Source organism: Novosphingobium percolationis (assembly GCF_020179425.1).
Lineage (GTDB): Bacteria > Pseudomonadota > Alphaproteobacteria > Sphingomonadales > Sphingomonadaceae > Novosphingobium > Novosphingobium percolationis.
The window spans coordinates 1-24312 of sequence record NZ_JAILYM010000011.1 but is presented as its reverse complement, the minus strand read 5'-3'; the positions used below and the strand labels follow the sequence as shown (position 1 = coordinate 24312).

23 protein-coding genes are annotated in these 24312 nt (G+C 63.9%); 19 read left to right on the top strand and 4 right to left on the bottom strand.

Annotated elements, in window-relative coordinates:
- Position 1 precedes the first annotated feature (1 nt).
- Positions 2 to 808, top strand: coding sequence for a DUF7017 domain-containing protein (locus K3A84_RS19615; RefSeq protein ID WP_124809285.1), 807 nt, complete (start codon positions 2 to 4; stop codon positions 806 to 808).
- An 844-nt stretch (positions 809 to 1652) separates the two neighbouring features.
- Here K3A84_RS19615 and K3A84_RS19610 read toward each other — a convergent pair.
- Positions 1653 to 1871 carry a helix-turn-helix transcriptional regulator gene (locus K3A84_RS19610; protein WP_124809284.1) on the bottom strand — a complete coding sequence of 73 codons (219 nt, stop codon included), beginning with the start codon at positions 1869 to 1871 and terminating at the stop codon, positions 1653 to 1655.
- Positions 1864 to 2352: a hypothetical protein gene (locus K3A84_RS19605; protein ID WP_124809283.1), complete on the bottom strand. Its 489-nt coding sequence runs from the start codon at positions 2350 to 2352 to the stop codon at positions 1864 to 1866. Before K3A84_RS19605 ends, K3A84_RS19610 begins: the two co-directional genes overlap by 8 nt.
- 371 nt (positions 2353 to 2723) lie before the next feature.
- Between K3A84_RS19605 and K3A84_RS19600 the strand changes: the two genes are divergently transcribed.
- From K3A84_RS19600 to K3A84_RS19515, 18 genes are read left to right on the top strand one after another with little or no spacing between them, the layout of a single operon-like run.
- Positions 2724 to 3038, top strand: coding sequence for a hypothetical protein (locus K3A84_RS19600; protein ID WP_066559731.1), 315 nt, complete (start codon positions 2724 to 2726; stop codon positions 3036 to 3038).
- A gap of 34 nt (positions 3039 to 3072) precedes the next feature.
- Positions 3073 to 3360: a type IV conjugative transfer system protein TraL gene (gene traL / locus K3A84_RS19595; RefSeq protein WP_070157786.1), complete on the top strand. Its 288-nt coding sequence runs from the start codon at positions 3073 to 3075 to the stop codon at positions 3358 to 3360.
- Positions 3361 to 3372: 12 nt separating this feature from the next.
- The gene (locus K3A84_RS19590; protein ID WP_129405225.1) at positions 3373 to 3936 is read left to right on the top strand and encodes a type IV conjugative transfer system protein TraE; all 564 of its coding nucleotides are present in this window, start codon (positions 3373 to 3375) and stop codon (positions 3934 to 3936) included.
- Positions 3937 to 3944: 8 nt separating this feature from the next.
- Positions 3945 to 4685: a type-F conjugative transfer system secretin TraK gene (locus K3A84_RS19585; protein ID WP_129405224.1), complete on the top strand. Its 741-nt coding sequence runs from the start codon at positions 3945 to 3947 to the stop codon at positions 4683 to 4685.
- Positions 4685 to 6028: a TraB/VirB10 family protein gene (locus tag K3A84_RS19580; RefSeq protein WP_225011208.1), complete on the top strand. Its 1344-nt coding sequence runs from the start codon at positions 4685 to 4687 to the stop codon at positions 6026 to 6028. The genes K3A84_RS19585 and K3A84_RS19580 overlap by 1 nt, the downstream gene beginning before the upstream one ends.
- Positions 6025 to 6894, top strand: coding sequence for a DsbC family protein (locus K3A84_RS19575; RefSeq protein WP_129405223.1), 870 nt, complete (start codon positions 6025 to 6027; stop codon positions 6892 to 6894). Before K3A84_RS19580 ends, K3A84_RS19575 begins: the two co-directional genes overlap by 4 nt.
- Positions 6894 to 7517, top strand: a complete 624-nt coding sequence (locus tag K3A84_RS19570; protein ID WP_129405222.1) for a hypothetical protein — start codon at positions 6894 to 6896, stop codon at positions 7515 to 7517. The genes K3A84_RS19575 and K3A84_RS19570 overlap by 1 nt, the downstream gene beginning before the upstream one ends.
- The gene (traC, locus tag K3A84_RS19565) at positions 7514 to 10066 is read left to right on the top strand and encodes a type IV secretion system protein TraC (RefSeq protein ID WP_225011207.1); all 2553 of its coding nucleotides are present in this window, start codon (positions 7514 to 7516) and stop codon (positions 10064 to 10066) included. Before K3A84_RS19570 ends, traC begins: the two co-directional genes overlap by 4 nt.
- Entirely contained in the window at positions 10066 to 10449 is a 384-nt protein-coding gene (locus K3A84_RS19560; RefSeq protein WP_212608993.1) for a hypothetical protein, read from the top strand. The genes traC and K3A84_RS19560 overlap by 1 nt, the downstream gene beginning before the upstream one ends.
- A complete protein-coding gene (locus K3A84_RS19555) occupies positions 10442 to 10828 on the top strand; it encodes a TrbI F-type domain-containing protein (protein WP_212608992.1) in 387 nt (128 codons plus the stop codon). The genes K3A84_RS19560 and K3A84_RS19555 overlap by 8 nt, the downstream gene beginning before the upstream one ends.
- Complete coding sequence (locus tag K3A84_RS19550) at positions 10825 to 11346, top strand: S26 family signal peptidase (RefSeq protein WP_212608991.1); 522 nt, start codon at positions 10825 to 10827, stop codon at positions 11344 to 11346. The genes K3A84_RS19555 and K3A84_RS19550 overlap by 4 nt, the downstream gene beginning before the upstream one ends.
- On the top strand, positions 11343 to 11972 hold the full coding sequence (traW, locus tag K3A84_RS19545; RefSeq protein WP_212608990.1) for a type-F conjugative transfer system protein TraW: 630 nt from the start codon (positions 11343 to 11345) through the stop codon (positions 11970 to 11972). The genes K3A84_RS19550 and traW overlap by 4 nt, the downstream gene beginning before the upstream one ends.
- On the top strand, positions 11969 to 12982 hold the full coding sequence (traU, locus tag K3A84_RS19540) for a conjugal transfer pilus assembly protein TraU (RefSeq protein ID WP_030538253.1): 1014 nt from the start codon (positions 11969 to 11971) through the stop codon (positions 12980 to 12982). The genes traW and traU overlap by 4 nt, the downstream gene beginning before the upstream one ends.
- Positions 12979 to 13734 carry a type-F conjugative transfer system pilin assembly protein TrbC gene (locus K3A84_RS19535; RefSeq protein WP_212608989.1) on the top strand — a complete coding sequence of 252 codons (756 nt, stop codon included), beginning with the start codon at positions 12979 to 12981 and terminating at the stop codon, positions 13732 to 13734. The genes traU and K3A84_RS19535 overlap by 4 nt, the downstream gene beginning before the upstream one ends.
- Positions 13735 to 13745: 11 nt before the next feature.
- Positions 13746 to 15476: a conjugal transfer protein TraN gene (locus K3A84_RS19530; protein ID WP_404823191.1), complete on the top strand. Its 1731-nt coding sequence runs from the start codon at positions 13746 to 13748 to the stop codon at positions 15474 to 15476.
- Positions 15477 to 15532: 56 nt separating this feature from the next.
- The gene (locus K3A84_RS19525; protein WP_225011234.1) at positions 15533 to 16297 is read left to right on the top strand and encodes a conjugal transfer protein TraF; all 765 of its coding nucleotides are present in this window, start codon (positions 15533 to 15535) and stop codon (positions 16295 to 16297) included.
- Entirely contained in the window at positions 16287 to 17723 is a 1437-nt protein-coding gene (locus K3A84_RS19520) for a conjugal transfer protein TraH (RefSeq protein ID WP_168853135.1), read from the top strand. Before K3A84_RS19525 ends, K3A84_RS19520 begins: the two co-directional genes overlap by 11 nt.
- Before the next feature lie 13 nt (positions 17724 to 17736).
- The gene (locus tag K3A84_RS19515; RefSeq protein ID WP_225011205.1) at positions 17737 to 20439 is read left to right on the top strand and encodes a conjugal transfer protein TraG N-terminal domain-containing protein; all 2703 of its coding nucleotides are present in this window, start codon (positions 17737 to 17739) and stop codon (positions 20437 to 20439) included.
- Between the two features lie 2 nt (positions 20440 to 20441).
- On the opposite strand, the gene K3A84_RS19510 is transcribed toward K3A84_RS19515, so the two are convergent.
- Complete coding sequence (locus tag K3A84_RS19510) at positions 20442 to 20648, bottom strand: hypothetical protein (protein WP_225011204.1); 207 nt, start codon at positions 20646 to 20648, stop codon at positions 20442 to 20444.
- Between the two features lie 120 nt (positions 20649 to 20768).
- Complete coding sequence (locus K3A84_RS19505; protein ID WP_225011203.1) at positions 20769 to 24167, bottom strand: TM0106 family RecB-like putative nuclease; 3399 nt, start codon at positions 24165 to 24167, stop codon at positions 20769 to 20771.
- Positions 24168 to 24312 lie beyond the last annotated feature (145 nt).

Sequence of the window (24312 nt, the reverse complement as noted above, 5' to 3'; positions counted from 1 at the left end):
CTTGCTCGGCGAGATACTCGAGAAGTCACGGCCCGACGATGCGTTGATCTGTTTTGTGTACGCCACTCAACTCGCAAGAGAAGAGCAAGAGGTGGCGAAAATTCGCATCCATCTCGCCCATCGACTTGCGTTGGCAAAGCGCTACGCCGAAGCTGCCCGCCAAACATCGCTTGCGCTTAAATACCGCGAACAGTCAGGGTACAAGATCCCCCAGGAACTGCAGCAGTCAGCAAGCAGCGAGTGGTTTTCGCGCATCAATGGCGATGGCAGCATGCAAGATTTGCCCGATGCGAGTTCGGCGGCAACGGCACTTCTTCGCAGTTTGGATCGCAAGAGCCTTACCTATGTCCAAGGGGTCGTTGATCACGTTAACAAGGACAAGGCGCTCAGCTATATTGCCACGGGCGTAAATTCGGGAATTGCGCTGAAACACGCCAGGTTCCCCCAGATTGCCGACCTCGTAGCAGGGACAACTTTGGAAGTGGGGCGCGCAGAACCCGACGGTCCACCGTTGGACTGGCGGTCCTCACAAGCTGTCGAATTGCCGGGCTTGTGCGAAACAATGTCGGGGCGATTGGAGCGTCACGAAGGCAAGTCCTTCGCCTTCATCCGCACTCCCCGGGATGACATTTTCGTACCGCCTGATTTGGCAGTGATTTTCGCTACAGGGCAAAAATACGACGTTTCTTGCCTTGCGGTTAGACGCGCGGAAAAGACCGGCAAGACCGGCAAGACCGGCAAGACCGGCAAGATCGGTTGGCGTGCCGTGCGGGTCTCATCCGGCCCGAATGAAGCGTCAGTATTATAACGTTTTTTGTGAGCGATCGCACTGATGGCATGCTCAGGCATTGGTGAAAGCGCGAACTCGAGCCTGCAGGTCAACCTTGGCCTGCGAAATCGTGGCGGTGTTGGTCTTGGCTGAGCAGCGCTCTGCTGCTTTGTCGCCCAAGAAGTAGGCAATTCTCTCGGCATTGGCCCCGCTGGGATGCGGCGACCGACCAAGATGCGCCGTTCGTCGAGTAGGCCTTGAGCCGCCAAGGCCTGCATCGCCGTAGCAACTTTTGGACCAAGGGGCACGAGGATAGCGTCAGGCAAGGCGCGCAGTTCCTGACCAGTGTAAGCTTCCAACCAATGACGCAGAGTTGGTGTCTTCACCATATCGGGCGTGCCAGACCAATTCTGTCCGTCGACGAAAACCGGATAGCGAAGAGCCGAGGTAAAGTGGACCAGGTCATTCCGTTCGGACCATAGCGCGGCCGCGGAGGGCAGTCCCAGCCATTTCGCAAGGCCGATGGCGTCGAGCATGCGGATGAGGTTGGTCCGCATGGGTTCGCCCGAGAAGCTGGCAAAAGTCTTGGCGGCAGCCGCCGCCTCTTCGATTGGTCGACCTTGCACCAATGCAGTTCGCGCAGCGCGCAGTGCATTGGTGGCCTGAAACCGGCCCGGTATCATACCAATGATAACGACGCGGGCCGACGGGTTGATGTGATCGAAAGGAGCGTAAATCATCTCTACATGGCGCGCGCCGATGCGTTCGCCAGCCATCTGCAATTTTGGATCAGATTGCGGATGGTTGATTTCGGCATCGCTGAGCTGGGCGAGCACCGGAGCGAATTCCTTGAATATCGTCAGTGACATGGGGGCCTTCAGAATCAGATTTCGCGTTTATTGCAGATCCAATCGTCGATGTCCTCTTGCGCCCACGCGACGGCATATCCACCCAGCTGAACCGGTTTCGGGAACTTCCCTTCAGCCATCCACCGGTAGATCGTGGATCGGCCGAGACCGACGCGATGTTGGACCTCCTTTAGCCGGATGAGACGGGTGATTCGGCGTTGCTCAGTTGAAGCCAATGGTTCTGTTTCAGCCATGACGCCCTCCGAAGCCCGTACCGCCTTCACCCAGCAGTGCATCCTTGCGTTCGAGCTCGTCGATGTGGTCGGAAAGAAGCCTCGCCACCCGGTGGGCTGTTCCCTTGGCCCAACGGGGCTTCACGTCATGGACCTGGTTGCCAAGGACGCGCTCGAGCGCGGAGGGAAGTTCGCCGACCAGTTCCTCGAAGAATTGGGCGATGTCGGTCTGAAGCCACCGGGTTGCCTGGTCGCCGCCGGCCCCCAAGAACAGCAGCAGGTGAGCGTGCGGCGCCATGCCGGATGAGGCGAGGATGCGCAGCGCTTCGCCAAGGCTCGGGCTTCGTTCGCCGCACAGCGTCCGGCGTAGCGCGTCTTTATGAAGGTCTGCCTCACGCGCGATTTCGCAGCGGTTGCGACCGCTCCGTTCGACCGCCGTGTGCAGAAGGTGCGCGAGGTCGCGCCGGGTCTGGCTTTCACCAAGTACGCCCATGTCGATCATTGCTGTTTCTCCTCTGGCTTGAATGATCGACTCACCGGCTATCGGAAGAGGAAGGCTGTAGGAAAACGAAAAGAACATAAAAGGAACATTGAGGAAGGCGCGAATCAGTCGCGCTCAGCGATTCGCGCAGAGACCGACCGCTTCGGCGCAGACTCCGGCCCGGTTCGCGCGATCTTCGGCCAGATCGGCGCTCAAAGAGATCAAGGCAGCGCGATTCCCGGCTCACACACCGGTGGATGTCGCTTTTTGCTTAGTCGGCAGGCCTCGAACGACGGTCGCGATTTCCTACAGGCCCATCGAGGGATCACGAAGAACAGACAGCGAACGGTTCGCCGCTTGCTGTTCCTTCAATCCTCGAAAGGCCCTGCCTCATGAATACCCCTCTCCAGCTTCCCCGGCGTACCCAGCTCAAGGACTACATCCTGCCCGCGCTGGTGGCGCTCGCCGGTGCCGGCGCGGCTTATGCCGGCGCCGACACCACCTTCGATCCCGCTCTCGTGAAGTTCACCGATTTTCTCGAGGGCTCGGGCGGCAAGATCATCACCGTGCTCAGCCTCGCGGGTGGCCTCATCGGCCTCGCTTCGGGTCGCTTCACGCTCGGCCAGATCGCCGTCCCGGTGGGCGTCGGCATCGGCGTCGGCACCGGCGTGCCGATCGTCACCTCGGTCGTGACCGCGGTCATCTGATCAGCGGATCCGGTCACGGCGGGAGGGCGGCATCATGGCCGACAAGTACCTCGTTCCCCAACGGCTCGACGATCCGGAGCTCATCGGCTTCTGGACCATCGACGAGTTCGCGGGGCTGTTGATCCCCTTTGCCTGGGGGATCCTGGCGCAGCACATCTTCATCGGGATCGCTCTCGCCTTTGCGGCCTGGTTCGTCTTGCGGAAGGCGAAATCCGGAAACGCGGGCTCGGCGCTGGTGCATGCTGCCTACTGGTACATGCCCGGGGGTTTCCTCGGGCTGAAGGCCACGCCGCCCTCCCATTGCCGCCTCCTGGCCGGCTGAGGGAGACAAGCGATGCGCGCAGAATTCGCATACGAAGAGGCCCAGAAATACCTGCGCCAGCGCAATTGGCTGGCTCTGGTCGCCGGCGGTCTGGCTGTCACCACGCTGCTTAGCGTGGGGGCAGCGGCAACCCGGGACCGGGAGGTTGTGCTGGTCCCGGTGACCAGCGAACGGCTCTCGCTCTCCAGCGCCGGACCGGACGCGCACTACCTCGAGCTCGTCACCCGCGACACTGCGCTGATGCTGCTCAATCGGAGCCCGCAAGGCCTCGACTACTGGATGGCCGAGATCCTGAAGCTCGCCGATCCGGCCGCTCACGGCCGCCTCAAGGCCGAGCTCGTCAAGATCGTCGACGAGCAGCGCGGCTCGGACATCAGCCAGGTCTTCGTCATCCGCAAGATGGAGGTCGACCCGGCCGCCCTCACTTCGACCGTCACCGGCACGCTCAAGACCTTCGTCGGCGCGCAGGTGATCGCCAGCAACGATCGCAGCTTCCGGTTCCGCTGGAGCCGGCACGGCCTCGCCCTTGGGCTCACCGGCTTCGAGCAGCTGCAAGACCAAAGCCAGAAGGACTGAAGACGGCCATGAGCTATCTTACCCCCACGACCGCGCTTGGCGCCGCCCTGTGCGCCCTCGCGTTCAGCGTGTCCCCGGCCTTTGCCGACCAATTCGTCGAAGCGGCCGACAACGCCAAGATCGACTGCGTGCTCTCGCGCGGCGAGCTGACCCGCATTGCGCTCATCGACGATGGCTTTGCCAACGTCTCGAAGATCGCCAGCGCATATCCCTACAACGATTTCACTGTGACCCATGAGCCGGTCCGCGGCGACATTTACATTTCGGTCCCGCCGCAGTTTGCCGCCGACCGGGTGGGCTTCTTTGCCACGAGCAAGGCGGGCTACGTCTACAAGTTCGCGTGCCGGACGGCTGCCCAAGAGGCGAGCCAGATCTTCGTCACCAACCCTGCGCTGAAGACCCACGAGGCCGAAGACTGGGAGCAGGCGGCAGGTCCCGACGAGGCGGCGATCCGCCTGATCGAGGCCATGGCAGGGGATGCGGTCCTTCCCGGCTTTTCGGCTCGCGCCGAACTGGGGCTCCCCCGCAAGACCGGTGGGATCGAAGTCCAGCTGGTCGCGGAATACTCCGGTGCCGAGCTCGTCGGGCAGCGCCTGGTCTTACGCAACCTCGGCAAGGAGCCGCTTGACCTTGCGGCCGACCGGGAGGGTCCGGCCGGAACCATCGCCTTTGCCTATGGCCGCGATGCGCTGCGCCCTGGCGAGACGACCAGCGCCTTCCTTGTCTTCCGCAAGGGAGGGCTCGAGTAATGGCACAAGAAACCGAACGGTCAGGCGGTGAAACCGCAGCCGACAACGGCCAGGTGGCCGCCACCCCTGAGAGCCGGCGCGAAGTCGGACGCCGTAACCTCAATCGCCAGATTGCCCAGCGGCAGAAGGCTTTGCTCATTGGTGTCGGCGCCATCGCCCTCGTTGGCGGCGCGACGTTCCTGTTCAGCGGCGACAACGACAAAGGCTCGGGTGATTCCGGCGAAGCGGTGACGATCGACACCGGCGGGCTCGTCAACCGCAACCTGTCCGAACGCGAGTTTGTCGCGACCTACGGCAACCGGGCCGATGCCCAGGACCGCGAGATCAAGGCGCTCAAGGAAGGCCAGGTTTCGCGCCCCGAGCTCGAGCAGCAGCTCGCCGCGCTCAAGGCCGAAAATGCGCAGATGCGCACCGACGGTCAGCACGCGATCGATGCGATCTCGGCAGAGAACGCGGCCTTGAAGGTACAGCTCGACCAGACCTCGCGCGCATCGGCTGCACCGGTCATGCCGCCCCCAGCCTATGGCCCTGGTGTCACTCCGGGTGCTGGCAACCCGGCGCCCGGTGCAAATCGGCAGGCCGCCGATGGCCCGTCAGCGGATGCCAAGGTCAGCCTGATGAGCTTCGAGACCGGCGGTGCCGGACCCAAGAAGCCGGCCGGCGACACCGCCGCCCCGCAGCTCCTGCTGCAGGACAGCCCCGATTACCTGCCGCCCAACAGCTATGCGCCGGCGCGGGTCATTGTCGGGGTCGACGCCTCGACCGGTGTCGCCAGCCAGACCGATCCGCTCCCAGTGGTGCTGCGGATTACCGGCCCGGCACGCTCGGTCATGCGCGGCGGCAAGGTGCTGACGACCGACATCACCGGCTGCCTCGTCAACGGCGCGGCCCGCGGCGATCTCAGCAGCGAGAAAGTCTATGTGAAGCTGGCGCGCATGACCTGCGCGCAGCCGGGCGGCCGCTATGCGGTGAGCGAGGTCAAAGGCTTCATCAGCTTTGCCGGCAAGTCGGGCGTGCGTGGCCGTGTCGTCAGCCGCGAAGGCAGTCTGGTTGGCCAAGCCCTCCTTGCCGGCATCGTCGGCGGCTTTGGCCGGGGCTTCTCTGCCAATGCCAACGGCATCTTCACCGGTCAGATCGGGGCCGATGGCAAGCGGCAGGCACTTTCGCCGACCGACATTGTCACGGGCGGCATCGGCCAGGGCGCCGGCGAGGCCGCCGATACGGTGAGCAAGTACCTCATCGAACGCGCCGAACAATACCAACCCGTCGTCGAGATGCCGACCGGCATCGAGGTCGAGATCGTCTTTCTCGACGGCGTTCACGTCAGGAGCAACACGAAATGAATTACACGGATTTCCGGCCGGGTTTCAAAGCCCGCGCCGCAACGGCAGCGCTTGCCCTCACGACGGCCTTCGCCGTCGTCAGCCTCGGTCTCGCGGCGGTGACGTCTGCGCCGGCCCAGGCGAGCGACACCTCGAGCGCCGTGCGCGCTGCACTCAAGGCACGCCTTCCCAAGACGCCGATCGACGCACTCACTTGCGAGGGCTTCGGCGGGCTGTGCGAGGTCGTGTCGGGGAGCACGCTGTTCTACGTCGATGCGTCTGCCCGCTACCTCCTGGTGGGGCGGCTCTACGATATGGAGACGCGCCGAGATGTGACGGCAGCGCGCCTGCTCGAGCTCAACCCTGACCTCATCGCCGCCGGCGCAGCGCGCGCGGGCGCCGAGAGCAAGGCGCAGGACGAAGAGCCGGCGAACGCGGTCCCGACCAAGGTCGATCTCGCCAAGTTGCCCGCCGATGGCGCTGTGCGCTGGGGCAATCCGGCAGGTCCCAAGGTGGTGGTCTTTTCGGACTTCCACTGCGGCTACTGCCAGCGGCTGACCGGCGAACTCACGAAGGCGAACGTCCAGGTCGAGGAACGGCCGATCTCGATCTTCGGCGCCAAGAGCCGGGCGCTGTCTGAGGCCGTCCTCTGCGCGTCCGATCCGGCCGCCGCGCTCCATGCCGCCTATGCCGGTGAGGCGCCGAAGGCGCGACCGGGCTGCAAGCCCAAGGGCCTCGATGCAAACGAGGCTTTCGCCAAAACGAATGGCTTCAACGGCACCCCGGTGCTGGTGCGGGCGAGCGATGGCGCGGTTCTGCAGGGCTATCGCCCGGCGAGCGAGATCCGCCGCTTCCTTGGCCTCACCCCGAACAAGGGAGGCCAGTGATGCACCGCTCCGACAGACATTCACTCGCACCGCTGCGTCTTGCGGCGCTCGCTGCCCTCGTTGTCATCACCAGCGGCTGCACGGTGCTCGGCGGCAACGTCAAAGGGAGCTTCTCGTGCCGGGCACCGGAGGGCAATTGCGCGCCGACTTCGGTGATCGATGAAGCGGCCACCCAGGCTTCCGGCAAAACGCCCGAAGCGATGAGGCAGCCATCGGCCCGCATCCAGCCGGAGATATCCAAAGGACGGCTGCGCGTCGTGCTCGCGGCCTATCGCGACGCAGATGGGCGGACGCATGAAGCGCGGGTCGTCGAGGTGCCGCTGCCGACGAGCGCGGCCAGCCAGTTTCAGGATCCGGCGAGCCGCCGCGAAGTCGCTCGGGCACTCGCCCGTGCAGTGAGCGCCGCTCGTCATCCCGAGAGCGCGGCGGAGCCGCCGCGCCCGGTCGGTCCCCCGGCCGATCTTCCTGCCGATCCTACCACCACCGCCGTGCCGGACGTGCTGACTGCCCCCTTGCAGCACGCGCCGGCCGGGGGACCCGGGACTGCCTCCCTCCCGGCCCGGGTCCCCCACCCTGATGCACACCATGAGGAGCCCGCTTCTCAGGAAGGTCAAAAACCATGACTCTCTCGCTTGCCAGCGCGCGCGATGCGCTGATGGGCTCGCTGTTTGCGGACACGGCCTCGGCGGAAAAGCCGCGCATGAGCTTCGGCCTCGACATGTTCTCGGACTGGCTCCCGTACCGGGTCTTCGACGAGAGCGCCGGGCTTTACCGTAATGCCCGCTCCAAGGGCTTCATTCTCGAGGTGACGCCGCTCATCGGCGCTGATGAGCGCACTGGCGAGATCCTAGGTCAGTTCTTCTCTGAAGGGCTGCCCCAGGGCGCCTGCCTCCAGGTGCTCAATTTCGCGAGCCCCCGCATTGGGCAGGTCGTCTCGCCGTGGTTCGCACCCCGCTACGAGCAGGGCGGGATTTACGAAGCGATCGCGCGGGAGCGGATCGCCCGGTTCTACGATCTCGTCTGGGAGAGCGGGTCGGCGCACGCGCCCTTCCATGTCCGCAGCAGCCGTCTGATCGTCTCTTTGGGCGTGCCAGAAAGCGCGCATGTCGCCGATGCCGAACTCGCCGAATGCCGCGAGGGGCTCCTGGGTCTCATTCATTCGCTCGGCCTTGAAGCCCATGCGCTGCGGCCCTCGGCGCTGATCGGGCTGATCGACGAACTGACCTCGCCGACCACGGCCCGCGAACCCGAGCGCGAAAGCTGGAATCCGCTCGAGCAGATCGACGCCCAGGCGATCCGCAGCGACATCGAGATCGAGGTTGAAGACGACCGCATGGTGCTGCGAACCGAGCGGTTCCGCGAGATCGGCCGCGACCGCGCGGGCCATCCCGAAGTCGGCGAATGCCTGCCCGATAGCTTCGATCTGCGCCATTTTGCCGTGCGCGCGTTCCCCGAACGCTGGGCGCCTTGGGAATGTGCGCGCCTCATCGGCGACATGTTCACCGACAAGCTGCGTTTTCCTTGCCCCACCGCGACCATGCTGTGTCTGGTCTATCCCGACCAGGAAGCCGCCTCGGCGCGCGCCGGCTACAAGTTCATGCGCACCACGAGCCTGAGCCAGACCAAGAGTGCGCGTTTCCTGCCCAAGCTTGCCGACCAGTCTGCCGAGTGGCGGCACGTCCAAAACGAACTGCAGGCCGGCAAGAAGCTGGTGAAGCTGTTCTACGGGCTCACCAGCTATTCGCCGCTCGGCCAGGGCGACGCGCATGAACGCGTCATCAAGGCGATCTTCAAGGCGGCAGGCTGGGATCTCGCCGACGAGCGCTTTCTCCAGCTCCAGGGCCTGGTTGCAGCCTTCCCCTTAAGCCTCGCCGATGGGCTGGCCGACGACATGCTGCGCCTGAAGCGCATGCGCACCATGCTTTCGACCACGGCGGCCAATATCGCGCCGATGCAGGGCGAATATCTCGGTCGCGCCGTGCCCCATCTCCTGCTGGTCGGTCGCCGCGGCCAGCCCTTCTGGTGGTCGCCGTTCGAGAATGGGGCCGGCAACCATAACATCGCCATCTGCGGCAAGTCGGGGTCGGGCAAGTCGGTCCTGCTCCAGGAGCTTTGCGCGGCCCTTCGCGGCGCGGGCGCCAAGGTCGTCGTGATCGACGATGGCCGTTCGTTCGAGCATTCGGTGAAGCTTCAGGGCGGCCGGTTCGTCGAGTTCACGCTGGCGGCGGGCTTCTCGCTCAATCCCTTCTCGATGGTCGACGATGCCCGGGCGGCGGGCGATGAAGACTACCGGCTCGATTGCTTCGCGATGATCAAGGCGATCATCGGCCAGATGGCGCGGCACGATGACAAGCCGAGCGATACCGAGCGCGGCCTCATCGACCGAGCGGTGACGACGGTCTGGGACACGCTCGGCAGCGGCGGCGGCATCGACGATATCGCGGCGGCCCTCGAACAGGGCGGCGGCGAGCTCGGCGTCAATCTTGCGACCGCGATCGCGCCCTACTGCCGGGGCGGCAGCTATGGCGGGTTCTTTTCAGGGCAGGCCAGCTTCGCGCTCGACGATGATTTCACCGTCTTCGAGATGAGCGACCTTGCGAGCCGCGAGGAACTCAGGAGCGTGGTCCTCTCGGCGATCATGTTCATGACCGGCCAGGCCATGACGCGCACGTCGCGAGCAACGCGTAAGCTGCTGCTGATCGACGAGGCCTGGTCAATGCTGCGGGGCGGCTCGATGGGCGAATTCGTCGAGACTTATGCTCGCACCGCGCGCAAATATGGCGGCGCGCTTGCGACCGCCACCCAGTCCCTGAACGACTACTACAAGTCTGACGGCGCGCGCGCGGCACTCGAAAACAGCGACTGGATGCTGATCCTCCAGCAGAAGGCCGAGACGATTGCCGATTTCCGGCAGAGCGCCCGGCTCGACATGGACGATCGCACCGAGACCCTGATCCGGTCGCTGAAGCGCTCGGGCGCGGAGTATTCCGAGATCTTCATCAAGGGGCCTGAGACCGAGGCCATCGGCCGTCTGGTTCTGGATTCGCTCTCGGCGACGATCTTTTCGTCCGACCCCGACACTTACGCCGCGATCCAGGCGCTCGAGGCCCGCGGCATGCCGCTCGCCGATGCGATCCGAAAGGTTGCGGGCCTGCCGTTGGGAGAGCGCTGATGGCCTTCCACCAGACACCCTTCGACCACATCGGCGTGTGGTCGCCGCCTCAGCGCCTACTGCCGTTTCTGCAGGGGACATGCTTTCTCCTCATCGAGGCCTCGCGTTTTGCGGTCTCGAGCCTGCTGATTGTGCTCGGACTGCCGCTCTTTGCGTTCCTATTCCTCGCGGGCTGGGACCTGGGACTTCTCTTCTCGCAGCTTGCCAATCTTGCCGACCATTACCGCGAGGCGGACGCAATCCGGCGGATTGCCTTCTCGCAGGACCTTCAGGGCGTGTTCCTCGCGACCTCGCTTGGCGTGCTCGTGGCACGCGCACCGCGGTTCCTGAAGCGCCTCGAAATAGCGCTCGCTCCGGCATCCAAGGAGACCACCAATGGCTGATGCTCGACCATTTCAGTCCTTCAATCGTTCCCTTGTGCTCCGGCTTGGCGGCGTACTCCTCGCGGTCTGCCTCCTTCTCTGGGGCGCCTGGGTCAGCCGCGAAGTGGCGCGTCCCCGTGAGCAAATCGTCACCGTGCGCCTGTCTGAAACGATCGCGCGCTTCGTCGATGCCGAAGCGCGCAGCGGCAAGGCGCCCGAGGATGGGCAGGCTCGGACGCTGGCTTACCTTCAGGCCGCCGAGGCCGCTGTGCGCGAAATGGGCAGCAATGGTCGGGTTGTGCTGGTCGCCGAAGCGGTGCTCAGCGGTGACGTCCCCGATGCCACGGGCGAACTCGAGCAGCGGGTTGCCGCCAAGCTTGGCCGGGAGAAGCGGCCATGACGGATCTTGTCGCCCGCACGCTGCGCCGGGTCCGGCGTCCGTTGCTCCTCACCGGGATTGTCGCCCTGCCGTTTGCCTGGGCGCCGATCGCCGCTTTCGGTGAGGACCATGCATTTCTCATAAATGCGAGCCCGAGCCTGCCCAACTGGGCCTTCTGGCTCGACAAGTCGGCGCCGATTTCGCGCGGCAGCCTGATCTTCTTCGAGCCGCCAGCCTCGCCGATGCTCGAGAGGCATTTCGGGAAAGGTCCGCACCTTTTCGGCAAGCGCGTGCTCGGCCTGCCGGGCGACGTGGTGAGCCACGAGGGCGCCGAGGTCTTGGTCAACGGGCGCAAGGTCGGCGCGCGTCTGACGAAAACCCGGCTCGGGCTCAAGCTCAGCCCCGGACCCGAAGGCGTCATCCCGCGGAACTGCTTCTATGTCGGGAGCGACCATCCGCGCGGCTTCGACAGCCGCTACGCCGAAGTGGGCTTTGCCTGCCGTGGCCACATTCTTGGCAGTGGGAGGTCGATCCTGTGAGGCGCGCGCTTTTCCTTCCGCTCTGCCTCGCCTGCGTCCCTGCGGCCGAGGCTCGTGACTATGGTCAGCAAGGCGCGGTCTTCCCGGTGATCGAGCGCGATCTCCTTGAGCAGATCCATACGCGGCTGACCGCCATGGAAAAGTCGGGCGAGACCAAGCGGCTCAATCAGGAACTGCAGCAGCGCACGGCGACCCGGGTCAACCGGCCCGAACCGGTCGACGGGCTCGTCCGCGCGAGCGCCGCCCGCCGCTGGAGCTTTGATCCGACGATCACGCTCGAGACCGATATTCGAGGCGCCAAGGGCGAGCTCATTCATGCCCGCGGCACGCGCGTGAACCCGCTCGACAGCGTGCCACTGCGCGCCGAGCTCCTGTTCTTCGACGGCGACGATCCCGAGCAGCTCGCCTGGGCGCTGAGCCAGTCTAGGGCTGCGAAGCTCATCCTCACCAAAGGCGCTCCGCTCGAGCTGATGAAGGCACGGCAGCGGCGCTTCTACTTCGATCAGGGCGGCAAACTCATCCGCCACTTTGGGATCGGCGCGGTACCCGCGCGGGTGCGCCAGCAAGGCCGCGCACTCGAAGTCAGCGAGATCGTCCTTCCACCCCGTCAAGGAGTCCGCCCATGACACATCTTCGTCGTCTGGTAGCGGCTGCGCTCGGAGCGCTGGGCCTGATGCTGGCCAGTCCAGCCAGTGCAGATGCGGGCCCCGGCCGCTGCACCGGCAGCTTCGTCAACCCGATCACTGACATCTGCTGGTCCTGCCTGTTTCCGATCTCGGTCGGGGGCCTCAAGATCTGGCCGTCGAGCCGTCCAGATCCTTCCAACCCGACCCTGCCGCTGTGCCTTTGCGGTTTGCGGCCGGGCATCGCCATGGGCTTCTGGGAGCCGGTCCGACTTGCCGACGTCAGCATGAAGCCATGGTGCTTCGTCAACCTGGGCGGGATGAAGCTCGATCCTGGGTTCGATATCGGTTTTCGCTCGATCAAGGGGCCATCGGCGATCGGTGGGGCAAGCCAGAATTACTCGAGCTGGCACGTCCACTGGTATGCCTATCCACTGATCTACTGGATGGAGATCGTCACCGATTTCCTGTGCCTGGAATCGGGCTCGATCGACATTCTCTACATCTCCGAGATCGATCCGCTCTGGCAGGACAGCGAACTCACCGCGATCATCAATCCCGAGGCGGTCCTGTTCGCCAACCCGCTCGCGCTCGCCGCCTGCGCTGCCGATTGCGTGTCCTCGACAGTCCACCTGCCGGTTGACGAGATGTTCTGGTGCGCTGGCTGCCAGGGCTCGATGTACCCGATGAACGGCAACGTCTCGGCCTCGATCGGGCATGTCCAGGCTTCGCGGCTCGTGCTCTCGCGCTTTGCCTACAAGCTCCACCGCGAGCTCGTCGCCTGGGGCACGATGGGCAGCAAGGGACTCTGCGGCAAATACCTGATGCCGGTGATGCGCAAGCAGCAATACCGCTTCCAGGCCACCAATCCGAACCCGGCGACCAAGGGGCGCTATGCCTGCCCCCCGATCGGTGCCGCCACCACCTTTCAATCGGCCGGACAGGTCATCCCCGCGATCGGCGAGGACATGGGCTACCTCGTCTGGCGCAAGCGGAACTGCTGCGCACTATGAACCGGAAACTCCTTCTCATCCCGCTGGGACTGGCCGTACCCCTCGCGGGCCTCGCGCTCGCTCAGAGTGCCCCCGACGGCATCGACCTCGACGCCATTCGTGCCCGCTCGGCAGAGCATGCCGAGGACGCAGCCGCCCTGGCGGCGACAGTCCGCGGGCGGGCCGAAGCGCTGCACCATGACGCGCTCCAAACCCAGGACCGGGCCCAATCCGCTGGCGCACGCTATGCCGACAGCCTGCCACCTATGTCGAAAAGCACGGACGTCCTCGATTTCGATGCGATGGTTCGCGAGCGGGCTGAGGCGGAAAAGGCGCCGCTTGGCGAGAGCCCGCGCTTCATCGCCTTTGCCAGCCTGTCGATGCCGCCCGAGGCCTTGAAGGCCGTGGTGCGCGACATGGGCCGCGCCGGCGGCGTGACGGTGCTGCGGGGCTTTCCATCCGGCGATTCCGCCCGGTTCAAGGCGCTCCTGACCGAGATCTGGCAAGGCGAGGATGCCCCGCAGGCGCTCGGCATCGACCCGCGTCTGTTCCGCGCCTTTCACATCGAGGCCGCACCGAGCTTTGTCATGGTGGGGAGCGACTTCGCTCCTTGCGATGGCTTTGATTGCCAGGACGTTCCGCCGCCTCACGACCGGCTGACCGGCAATGTGACGGTCGGGCAGGTCCTCGAAACCTTCAAGGACGGTGCCGGCCCCGGGGCCGCGCTGGCGCGCCTCCATCTTGCCCGCCTCGAAAAGGGAGAGGATCGATGAGACAGATCCTGATGCTGCTTTGCGCCGGGCTGCTATCGGCTGGCGCGGTTCAGTCGGCCACGGCCCAATCGAATTCAGGGCAGACGACCGCGGACGCGAAGGCCGATGGCAAGGCATTCGGCAACGCGGTGATCGACCAGGTGAAGAATGCAGCGACGACTGCACCCGATGCCTCGCGCGTTCCCGGTTTCAACCCCGCCGGGACGCAGAGTCTGGAAGATCTGGCCGCCCATCCGGACCGGATCGAGGGCGCGGCGCGCAGTACAGCCACCGGCAACACGGCCATCCGCACGATCGAGGACTCGATGAACAATCGGGCGCGCTTCTCACCCCAGGAAATCAAGAGCATCCTCGCGCGATCGGGCAAGATCAGCGAGACCCCGCTCGACTACACCAGCGGCATGTCGGTTTCCGGCTCGAAGGGCAATTGCGTGCCGCTGCCGCCGGGTACCGGCTCTGTCGGGACTTACATGGCGACCTGCAACACCGGTTATACGGCCGAGCAGAAGTCCGCATCCTGTCCGATCACGCTGGAGGCCAGCGCGGCCCCACGACAAATCTATGGCTATTACTGCGTCGGCGGCAGCGGGGTCGATCCCGCCAGCATCTACGCTTGCAGCCATTATCCGGCACCGCAGTGCACGGTCACTCAGTCCTGGCCGATCAACCTCTGCGATCCTTATTTCGGGATCTACTGGGGCTGCAATTACGGCGACTTACGTGTCGACTTGGTGAGCTGCACCGCCCCGGTCGAGGGCGCCACGCCTTACACCACGACCACCGAAACCGTGGTGACGACCCAGCGCAATGAGAGCCAGTGCTCGGGTTTTGCGGGCGATGCCAATTGCTCGCAGGACAGCGAGGTCTGCACCGACAGCGATCCCGTCACCCGGATCGTCGATGGCGTGCCAGTGACCCAGCCATGTTGGGCCTGGCAGCGCAATTACACCTGCTCAGCCAGGATCGCCGGCAATGATTGCAGCGAGCTCGAGGCGAACGGCAGCTGCCATTTCGTGCGCGAGGATTGCCTGACGGGTGACAGTCCCTGCGCGACCGCCGAGCGCGTCTACGAGTGCCCGGTGCCACCGAGTGAGAGTTCTGGCCAGCAATATGTCTGCGATGGCGACGTCTACTGCATCGACGGCTCGTGCGAGACAATCCAGCGTGAAGCCAACGACGAATTCAAGGACGCGGTCGTCGCCTTGAGCGCGATGGACCAGGCGCGGCGCGAATTCGATCCTGAGACCATGACCCTGTTCAAGGGCGAGCGCGAGACCTGCTCGTCCAAGGTTTTCGGCGTGCTCAACTGCTGCAAGGGCAAGGGCTTCCCGCTCATCCCGGGCATCCAGCTGCTGGTTGCGCTCGGCTGCGGTCGCGAGGAAATTCTTCTCCATCAACGCGATGCGCAGGGCCTGTGCGCTTATGTCGGAACCTACTGCTCTTCGAGCTTCCTTGGCGTCTGTCTGACCAAGAAGAAGGTCTACTGCTGCTTTGAATCCAAGCTGACCCGCATCTTGCAGGAGCAGGGCCGCGCGCAGCTGCCCAAGCCCTGGGCCAAGCCTAAGTCCGAGCAGTGCCTGGGCTTCACGCTCGACGAGTTCGCCCGGCTTGACCTCTCCCGCATGGATTTCTCGGAAGTCTACGCCGAGTTCACCGACGCTGCGCGCCTCCCCGACGAGCTGCAGACCTCCGAACTGATCCAGCAGAAGATCCGCGACTATTATGAAAGGAGCAGCCAGTGAGCGCGCTTCGTACCTTTGTGACCGCCGCCCTCACGGCTGCGCTGGTCGTCCCGCCAATGCCGCTCGTCGCCCAGGACCATGGCTCGGATCAAGCCGTGACCGCCGGCGAGGCCGATGCCTTCTACTGCGGTGAGCGGCGTCTCGGGTACTGGTTCTACTGCGTGCGGCCCAAGCGGGCCGAACCGCGCGAGCAGGGATCGACGCCTCAGACGCAGTCGGCAACGGCCCAGCTGGAAGCCGTCACGGCCGAGCTACGCGAATTGAAGGCCCGTGCGATCATCGAGCCGACGCCTCAGAACGTGACCGCCTACATCCGTTTCCAGCGTGAGCAGCTTGATCGGGCCTCACTGTTTTCCGACGTCTGGCAGCGCGCGATCTGGCAGCAGCCCGAGCTTGACTACACGCTCGAGCGCCCGGTCGGCACGCTGGCCAAGCGACAATGGCAGGACGCCCGCGCCGCCGAGCGTGACACGATCATGGCGCACCTCGGTGACCGCTACGGTCTGTTCTATTTCTTCGCTCAAACCTGCGGTGCCTGCGAAGTCATGAGCCCGATCGTCAAGGCGGTCGCCGATCGCTGGCACCTGACGGTCCGGGCTATTTCGACCGACGGCGGTCCTTCGCGTCATTTCCCGCAATACACCGTCGAGAACGGGCAGCGCCCGCGCATGGGGCTGGAGCCCAAGATCACCCCGGCGCTGGTCCTGTGGGACAGCGAAGCGGGGCGCGCGATCCCGATCGGCTACGGCGTCCTGTCGGCCGACGAACTGCAGGACCGCATCTTTCTCCTGACTTCAAAGGAAGCCGGCCATGATTTCTAAGCTGCGTACAGCGGCGCTTACACTTGCCGCCACGAGCCTCGTTGCAACGCCTCTCCACGCCAATGTCGGCGACAGCATGGACCGCTTCATGAACGAGATGGGCGGAGCCGCTAATGTTACAGGGCCGAGCGCCTTCCAGGGCCAGTCGGCGGGCTATTACAGCCTCGGCAACGTCTGGACGCGCTTCCCGCAAAAGACAACCAACATCGCCAATCTCCAGCTGCCCAAAGCGCGGGCCGGCTGCGGCGGGATTGATATCTTCGCCGGCAGCTTCAGCTTTATCAACGCGAGCGAGATGGTCGCGCTCCTCAAGGCGGTTGCGAACAATGCCGTGGGCTTTGCCTTCAGCCTGGCGATCGACACGGTCTGCCCTGAATGTTCGAAGATCATGCAGGAGTTTGCGCAGAAGGCGCAGCTCATGAACAACCTGTCGATCAACTCCTGCGAGATGGCGCAAGGGCTGGTCGGCGGGATCTGGCCCAAGGGCGATCTGGCCGACAAGGCGATCTGCGAGGCGATCGGCAACAGCGAGGGCATTTTCACCGACTATGCGGCGGCCAAGCACGGCTGCGGCACGCGCGGGCAGCGAAGCTCGACCAACTCCGGGGCAGGTGCAAGCTATGCCGACGTGAACCCGGCCGTGGCGCGCAACTACACCTGGCACGTCCTCAAGAAGTCAGCCTTCTTCACGTCCAACGGGACATTCGACCGCGAGCTCGCCGAATATGCGATGACACTGATCGGCACGGTCATCTACGTCCCGCCCAAGGACGATGAGCCGGGCAAGTTCGTGCCGTTTGCGGGCGATGCATCCTCGACCCTGGTGACCGCGCTGCTCGATGGGACGCAAGGCCAGACCGTCCGGGTCTTTTCCTGCGACGAGCCGGACCAGTGCCTCAATCCGACGTTCCGGGACATGAGCCTCAGCTCCGCCAAGGCAATCCGGCCGCGGGTGGCTGCGCTGATCGGCAGCATGGTGACCGCGATCCGCTCGGACACCGCGATTGGCGATGCCGAGAAGGAGCTGCTCCAGGTCGCTTCGGTTCCGCTTTACAAGATCCTGACGGTCCAGGCCGCCTATGGCCGGGGCATGGCGACCGATGATCGCGACACGCTCGCCGAGATCACCAGCATCGACCTGCTCTACGCGGTGCTCGACCGGATCGTGTCCGAGGCTGGCCGCTCGATGGCGAGCTTTATCGCAGCCGACGAAGCCAAGCTCGCCATCTGGCGTTCGCAAGTCGCGGACGTCCGCTCGAGCCTCGCGCAGCGCCAGGCGACAGGGCAAGCCAAGGTCTCTGCCATCATGCAGATCATCGAGAAGACGGCGATGATCGAGAACATGCTGGCCGCCTCGATGTCGCCCTCGATGGCGGCATCGCTCGACTGGTCGCGCGCGCTCCAGTCCCGTTCCATCGTCCCCTAAGGCGAGACAAGTCATGATCGAGATCTTCACGGTCGGCGGCGGCGAGTACATCGTCAATGTCCTCAATGCCGTCGCCAACTGGACGGGCGCGGGTGGCTACAAGAGCCTGATCCAGGTGACCATGGTCATGGGGCTGGCACTGGCGGTCATCGTGCTTGCCTTCAACCAGGACTGGCGGGCCTGGCTCAACTGGTTCCTCGGCGCGACGCTCATTTACATGTGCCTGATGGTGCCGCGCATGGACGTCCATGTGACCGACCGGGTCAACCCGAGCCTTGCGCCTGCAAACGTCGCCAACGTGCCGCTCGGCCTCGCGCTCATGGCGAGTTTTACGAGCCAGGTCGGCGATTATCTCACCCGCTCGGCCGAGCTCGTCTTTGGCCTGCCCGATGATCTCAACTACTCGAAGAACGGAATGATCTATGGCGCTCGGCTGATGGAAGCGACGCGCTCCCTGCGCATTTCGGACCCGGAATTTGCCGCCAATCTCGACGAGCATGTCCGGCAATGCGTGTTCTATGACCTGCTGCTTGGCCGCTACTCGATGAAGCAGCTCGCCGAGAGCGATGACATCTGGACCACGATCGCGCCCGGAAGTGCGGCGCGGGCCCAGAAATTCCTGACGCGGCAAGCCGATGACAGCGTGACCGCGTCGATCGTCACCTGCCGCGATGCCTACACCGCGCTATCGAACCAGTGGGCGGGGCTGATCGATTCCATGGCGCTCAGCGCCGGACGGCAGCTTTATCCGCGTCAGACCGCGGCGCTCGCCAAGACCAAGCTGCTCGCGGACCTACCGGTCGCCTACCAGTATCTCTCAGGCGTCTCGAAGAACGCGAGCGACATCTTCCGCCAGGTCCTGACGATCAACGCCATGAACCAGGCGATGCACGGCTTCGCGGGCGCGAGCGGGACGTCGAGCGTCGATGTCTTCGCCCAGACCCGTGCCGACATTCAGACCGAGCGGACCTATGCCTCGATCGCCGAGAACGCGATGAAATGGGTCCCCATCCTCAACGTCGTGCTGACGGTCGTGTTCTACGCGATGTTCCCGGTGATCTTTCCGCTGTTCCTGATGCCCAAGACCGGGCCGATTGCGCTGCGCGGCTATGTGACCGGGTTCTTCTACCTCGCGGCATGGGGCCCGCTCTTCGTGATCCTGCACATGATCCTGATGTTCAAGGGCGCGAGCGATGTCGCGGCCGCCGGAGCCGGTACCGGCCTGTCGCTCGCAACCTTCGCAGGCATGACCGACGTCAACCGCGATATCGGGCTTCTGGCTGGCTATCTCGTGGCCTCGGTTCCGTTCCTGGCTGGCGGCGTCGCCAAGGGCGCGCTCGCGATTTCTGGGCAGGCAACTTCCTACCTCAACCCCTCACAGAATGCGGCCGAGGAAGCGGCGCGCGAGGCGAGCACCGGGAATGTCTCGCTCGGTAACAGCAATCTGGACAATTCGACGGTCTTCTCACGCCAGTTTGCCCAAGGGGCGCTCAATCCGAGCATCTCCTACGGCGCCCCGCAGACGCGCGGATTCAGCGATGTGGGCACCCAGACGACGAGCTTTGGCGAGGCCGAGTTCGCGACCGTGCCGAATTCGCAGTACCCGTTCACGCCAACGCTCGGGCAGGATTTCACGAGCAGGCTCTCGACCATGGCGAGCCAGAGCCGGGGGCAGAGCGAGACCTATTCGAACCTTGCCCAGCAATCGACCAGTTCGGCCGTCACCCGGTTCAACGAGATCCGCAACGCCTACAGCCAAGGCCACTCCTCGGAAACAGTCAGCGGCACTGGCAGCAACGACAGCATCGGTGCAGCCTTCAGCGAGGTCGACAATGCCTCCACCACCCTGCAGCGGCAGTTTGGCCTGTCGCGCCGAGCCGCCGACGACATCACCGTGTCGTGGTTCCTCAATGGTGAAGCATCTCTCGGCTTGAAAGGTGAAGCGGGCGTCGGAAGTGCATCTATTGGTGGTAAGGGAGGCCGGAATCAAAGCTGGACCGACAGCGACGTCGGCATTGCGTCTGAGGATCGCAACCGGATTTCCGGGACGCTGCAGCAGCTTTCTGACACGCGGAACTGGTCGAGCACGCGCGAAGGGTTCCTGCGCCAAACGAGCTCAAGTTCGAGTTCGCAGGTCTCGACCAGTGCCGCGGGTCTCAGCCGCTCGTTGACCGAAGCACAGACCTATTCGGTCGAAGCACGCCGCGCCGAAGAACTGGCGAGCCGACTTGAGAATCAGGCCTCCTGGTACGAAGGCGCGAACGCTGCCGGCTCGCTCAATCTCAGCCAAGCGTATCGGGAATGGGGCATGGCGGAGCTTGAAGCGAACCGCGACTATTATGGCCCAGTCCGCTTCGACGACATCAATTTCCAGATGAGCGCACAGGGCCAGCAGCTTCAGGCGCGGTTCGTGGAGAGCTACGCCGACCGGCTGCACGATGATATTGAAGGTCAATTGACGCTGCCCGAGTTCGCGCCGGTCAGCCGTCCTGCCGTTACGAGCCAGGGTGGCGTCCGCGCCCGTGGACCCAGCGGTGGTGGTGGATCAGGCAGTCTTGGCGCAGCTCCTGACACCTCGGGTATCAGCGAAGAAGTCCGCGCGGCACAGGCGCGCGGCCGCGGACGGATTGATCAATCGAGAGGCGGTCTAAACGCGATTACCCGCGGAGCCAAAGGGGCAAGCGAGGAGGCGGCCGACGAGGTGAAGGAATGGTAGAATCAGAGGATCAAATCGTTGATGACAACGAACGTGGCAAAAGCGGCTAGGCCGACGAAGATTGTGATCAACTTGATACGCCCCCAAGGATCAGCCCACGTTTTCTTCCACGTGTACGCAGTCAGGCGATTTTCCGCGATGGCCCGGTCGATCTCTTTGAGACCCTTCCAGTCCTCAGTCGCAACCGGGTCGTCGGATGACTTCAACATAGGGCACCTATTCAGCAGGCAGGCTGCTCCAAAATCGCTGCATTATCCCAGAAATCCGAGCTTAATGCAGCGATTCTGACACACAAAATCATGGGTGCCAAGCGATGTTCGGCGGCAGTTTCATGAACTGAGTTCAAGATACCGACAGAAGGCATTCGCAAGTTGCATCTGACGAGGCGTGCGGCATTCGGCCTCGAAAACTTGCGGAGAGCCGACAAGGATCGTGACGCATTTCGCGCGTGAAGTCGCAACGTTCAATCGGTTCAGGCTGTAAAGAAACTCCATCCCCCGCGGCGCATCGGCATGCGAGGAGCTGGCGAGCGAATAGATCGAAATCGGCGCCTCTTGGCCTTGGAATTTGTCCACCGTCCCGACCCGCGCCTGGGGGAGCCGGCGTTGGATCTCGAACACCTGCGCATTGTACGGGGCGATGATCAGTATGTCCGCGATCCCGAGCGGCTTTTCGTTCCCCTCGCGATCGATCCAGGTCGCACCCTGCGCCAGTATGTCGGAGACCAGTTCGGCGATAACGTCAGCCTCTTCGGTTGAGCAATTCTGATTGCCGGAATGCTCGACGGGCAGAAACCTCAGACCCGTGCCATCGGCGATCCCCTTGGCGTTCACCCGCTGCCCGGCCGCTTCTGCTTTCGCTCCGAGCTTGCCTTCGTAAAACAGCTCGGATGTGAACGCACAGATATCCGGATGCAGCCGCCACGTGACGTCGAGAAATAGGCCTTCGTCGGGTGCGATGGTTTGCTTGCCCGAAAGCAGGTGGTCGAGCGCAGAGCAGCCGGTGCCGTCCGGATGGCTGCCTTGCATGGGCTGGTCAAGCTGCTGCGGATCTCCGAGCAGAACCAGGGCTTTGGCCGCCTGCGAAACGGCGAGCACATTCGCCAGCGACATTTGCGCCGCCTCGTCGACAAAGAGAACGTCGAGACTTTCAAACGCATCCTCGGTCGACCACAGCCATGCCGTGCCGCCTGCAACGCTACAATCGGCTTTGAGCGCGGCGAAGATCTCGGCATTGTTCTTCTTTGCGAACCGGAGCCGGTCGGTTCCTTCTTCCTTGGACCCGCCTTTCGGCTTTTGGATGCAGACCAGCGGGGTATTGGTCTCCACGGCGATCTCGATGACCTTGTTCAAGAGGTTGCGGATCACTTCGTGACCATTGGCCACGATCCCCACCTTCTTGCCCTGGCGGACGAGCTCGCAAATCATGTGTCCACCCGTGTGGGTCTTGCCGGTGCCTGGAGGCCCCTGGATCGGCAACACGCCTGCTGAGATGAGCAGGGCGATGCGCACGCCCGCATCAAGGGGCTTTTCACCGTCGCGCCGCACGGCGCTGCCGTCTGCAATGCGCGGCGCGACGCGCATCAGCATGTCGCGCGCTGCTTGGTAGGTTTCTCCCTCGTCCATTCCATGCTCGCAGACATGGGTTGCCAGTCGGACCAGCGATTCCTGCATTGGTTTCGACGGCACATGCTCATGCACGAAGACCGCAGCCGGATGTTCGTCCGCCATCGCCGAGGCCTTCTTGATGTCGATGGTTCGCTGTTCCCTCGAGATATCCTCAACGGTGCCCAGCGTCTGACCGCCCTGCGTCCGCAGCCCTTTGCCGGCGCGGATATCGGCTTCCTGCACCGGGAAGGCGTAGCGGTCGATCGGGCACTTGGCTGTGCCACCAACCGTTTCCAGGAAGGTGAGACCAGCGAGGCCGGCGCGTTCGTCGATAAGCTCGTCTGCGGAGAGGTCACTCAGGCGGAAGTATTCCCACCAGGTCGCCTTTTCCTCGCGGCGATGCCACTCGAGAAGGTTGGCCAGGAGCCAGCGCGCATGCTGCTCGGCGGTGCGCTCTTCCGGATCGACAGGCACGTCGGCAGTCAGCTGCTCAATCAGCGGCGTGATCCGCTCGAGCCATTCGGAAAGGCCTTCGCTGGGTCCGCTCTCACCTGGTTCCGGTCTGGTTACCTCGATGCCTCGAGCAAAGAGCTTGGTGCGTTCGGCTTCCAGCCAATCGCGCAGAGCCTCGGTCGAGAAACAGTCGTCGCGGTTGTAGGCTTCGACGGTTTGCTTATCCTCCGGCAGAATTCCCGCCGCGTCGTTCAGTTCAAGGCTCACCTGCAGCCGGTTGAGCGCCAGGTTGGCATCGGGAAGACTGGCGTCACGAATATAGCCATAAAGCGGTTCGAGCTTCTTGATGGAATAGCTCTCGACGCCCGCCCGCAGCGAATGGCGGACGACACTCAGCAGATCAACGAACACGAGGCCACGCAGCAGCGAATCCAGTTCGTCTTCGCGCGTGCCATATCGCCCCATCAGCCGTTTCAGCGCGCCAGGCTCGTACCCGCCGTAGTGGTAGACGTGGAGCTGCGGGAAGACCTTCCTCCGCTCGAGCACGAAATCGATGAATGTCTCGAAGGCTGCCTTCTCGCCAGCCCGGTCAAGGGCCCAAAGCCCGCGGTACTGCGGATCACCCTTCTCGCGGAAGTGGAAGCCCAGAAGATATTCCAGCCCATGCTGGCCAACAAAGGAATCTCCCTCGAAGTCGAGAAAGACATCGCCTTCGCAAGGCTCGGGCAGGCAATTGAGACCGAAACCTGCCACCGGTGCCAGAAGTTCATAGCGCAGTTCGCCACTGGCTCTGGATTCGAGCTGGATCCTGGCCTGCTCGCGGACGCGGGTCAGAGATTCTTTCGAGCCACGCTCCGGCTTCCATTGCAGGGGCAGCGGCAGTTCCGCCAGCGCCGTCGCCGTCGTGACGCCGTGATCCTTGAGCTCTGCGATCTGCATCGAGGAGATACCCGCCACGAGGCAAAGATGATCGTCATCCCTGCGTTGCTTGTCGCAGCGCGTGCTCCAATTGCAGACATCGCAGTTTGACGTCGGCTCCGGGTAGGTCTGTCCGGGCTTGTCGGTTCCGATCGCTCCAAGCAATCCCTGCTTCACCTGACGGTGATAGGCGGCGAAATCGGCGAGCCGATACCGCTCCGGTTCAAAGTCGGTCCAGGGCGGGATGACGCTGGCGAAGACCGGCATTGTGCCTTGCACTCCGCCAATGAGCTCGGAGTAGAGGCACAGCTGGAGGACGGTGCCGCCTTTCGTTTCCCGGGCGAGCTTGGTGTCGGCAGCCTCATAGGACCAGTTGCCGAGGTCGCTTGGCGTATCAACGCGCTGCAGAATGTCGGCGCGGCCAACCCAGGATCCGCCTCTCAGCGCACCCTGGACGATCACATCAACGCCCGCCCGCATGGCGGCAATGGTTTGGGCGACGGCCTCGTCGCTGACGTCCACGCCTTCAATCACGACGCATGAAAGGCCTTGGGCGCGCAGATGGTCCACATAGGCCAGTTCGTGCTGCTTGCCGCGCTCCCAGAGCGCCTCGAGGGCTGGATCGAAGAATTTCGGGCGCGAAAGCTCACCGCGCGCTGCCGCATGCTCCAATTGCGTCAAATGCCGACAATTCAAATAACCTACCAGGTCAGTTGCGCTGAGGCTCAAAGCGCTCTGATAGATCTGCATGCAGTCGACTCTCCTTAGGGCTCTGTTGCAAAGATTGGCGGCAGTCAGAGGTAGGCTGTCGCTCTGCGCCGATCAGGCGGCTGCTGCGAAATGGTGGTTGAGCATGCCCATGGCCTCCGTCAGCGCCGAGGGCCCAATGCCAAAA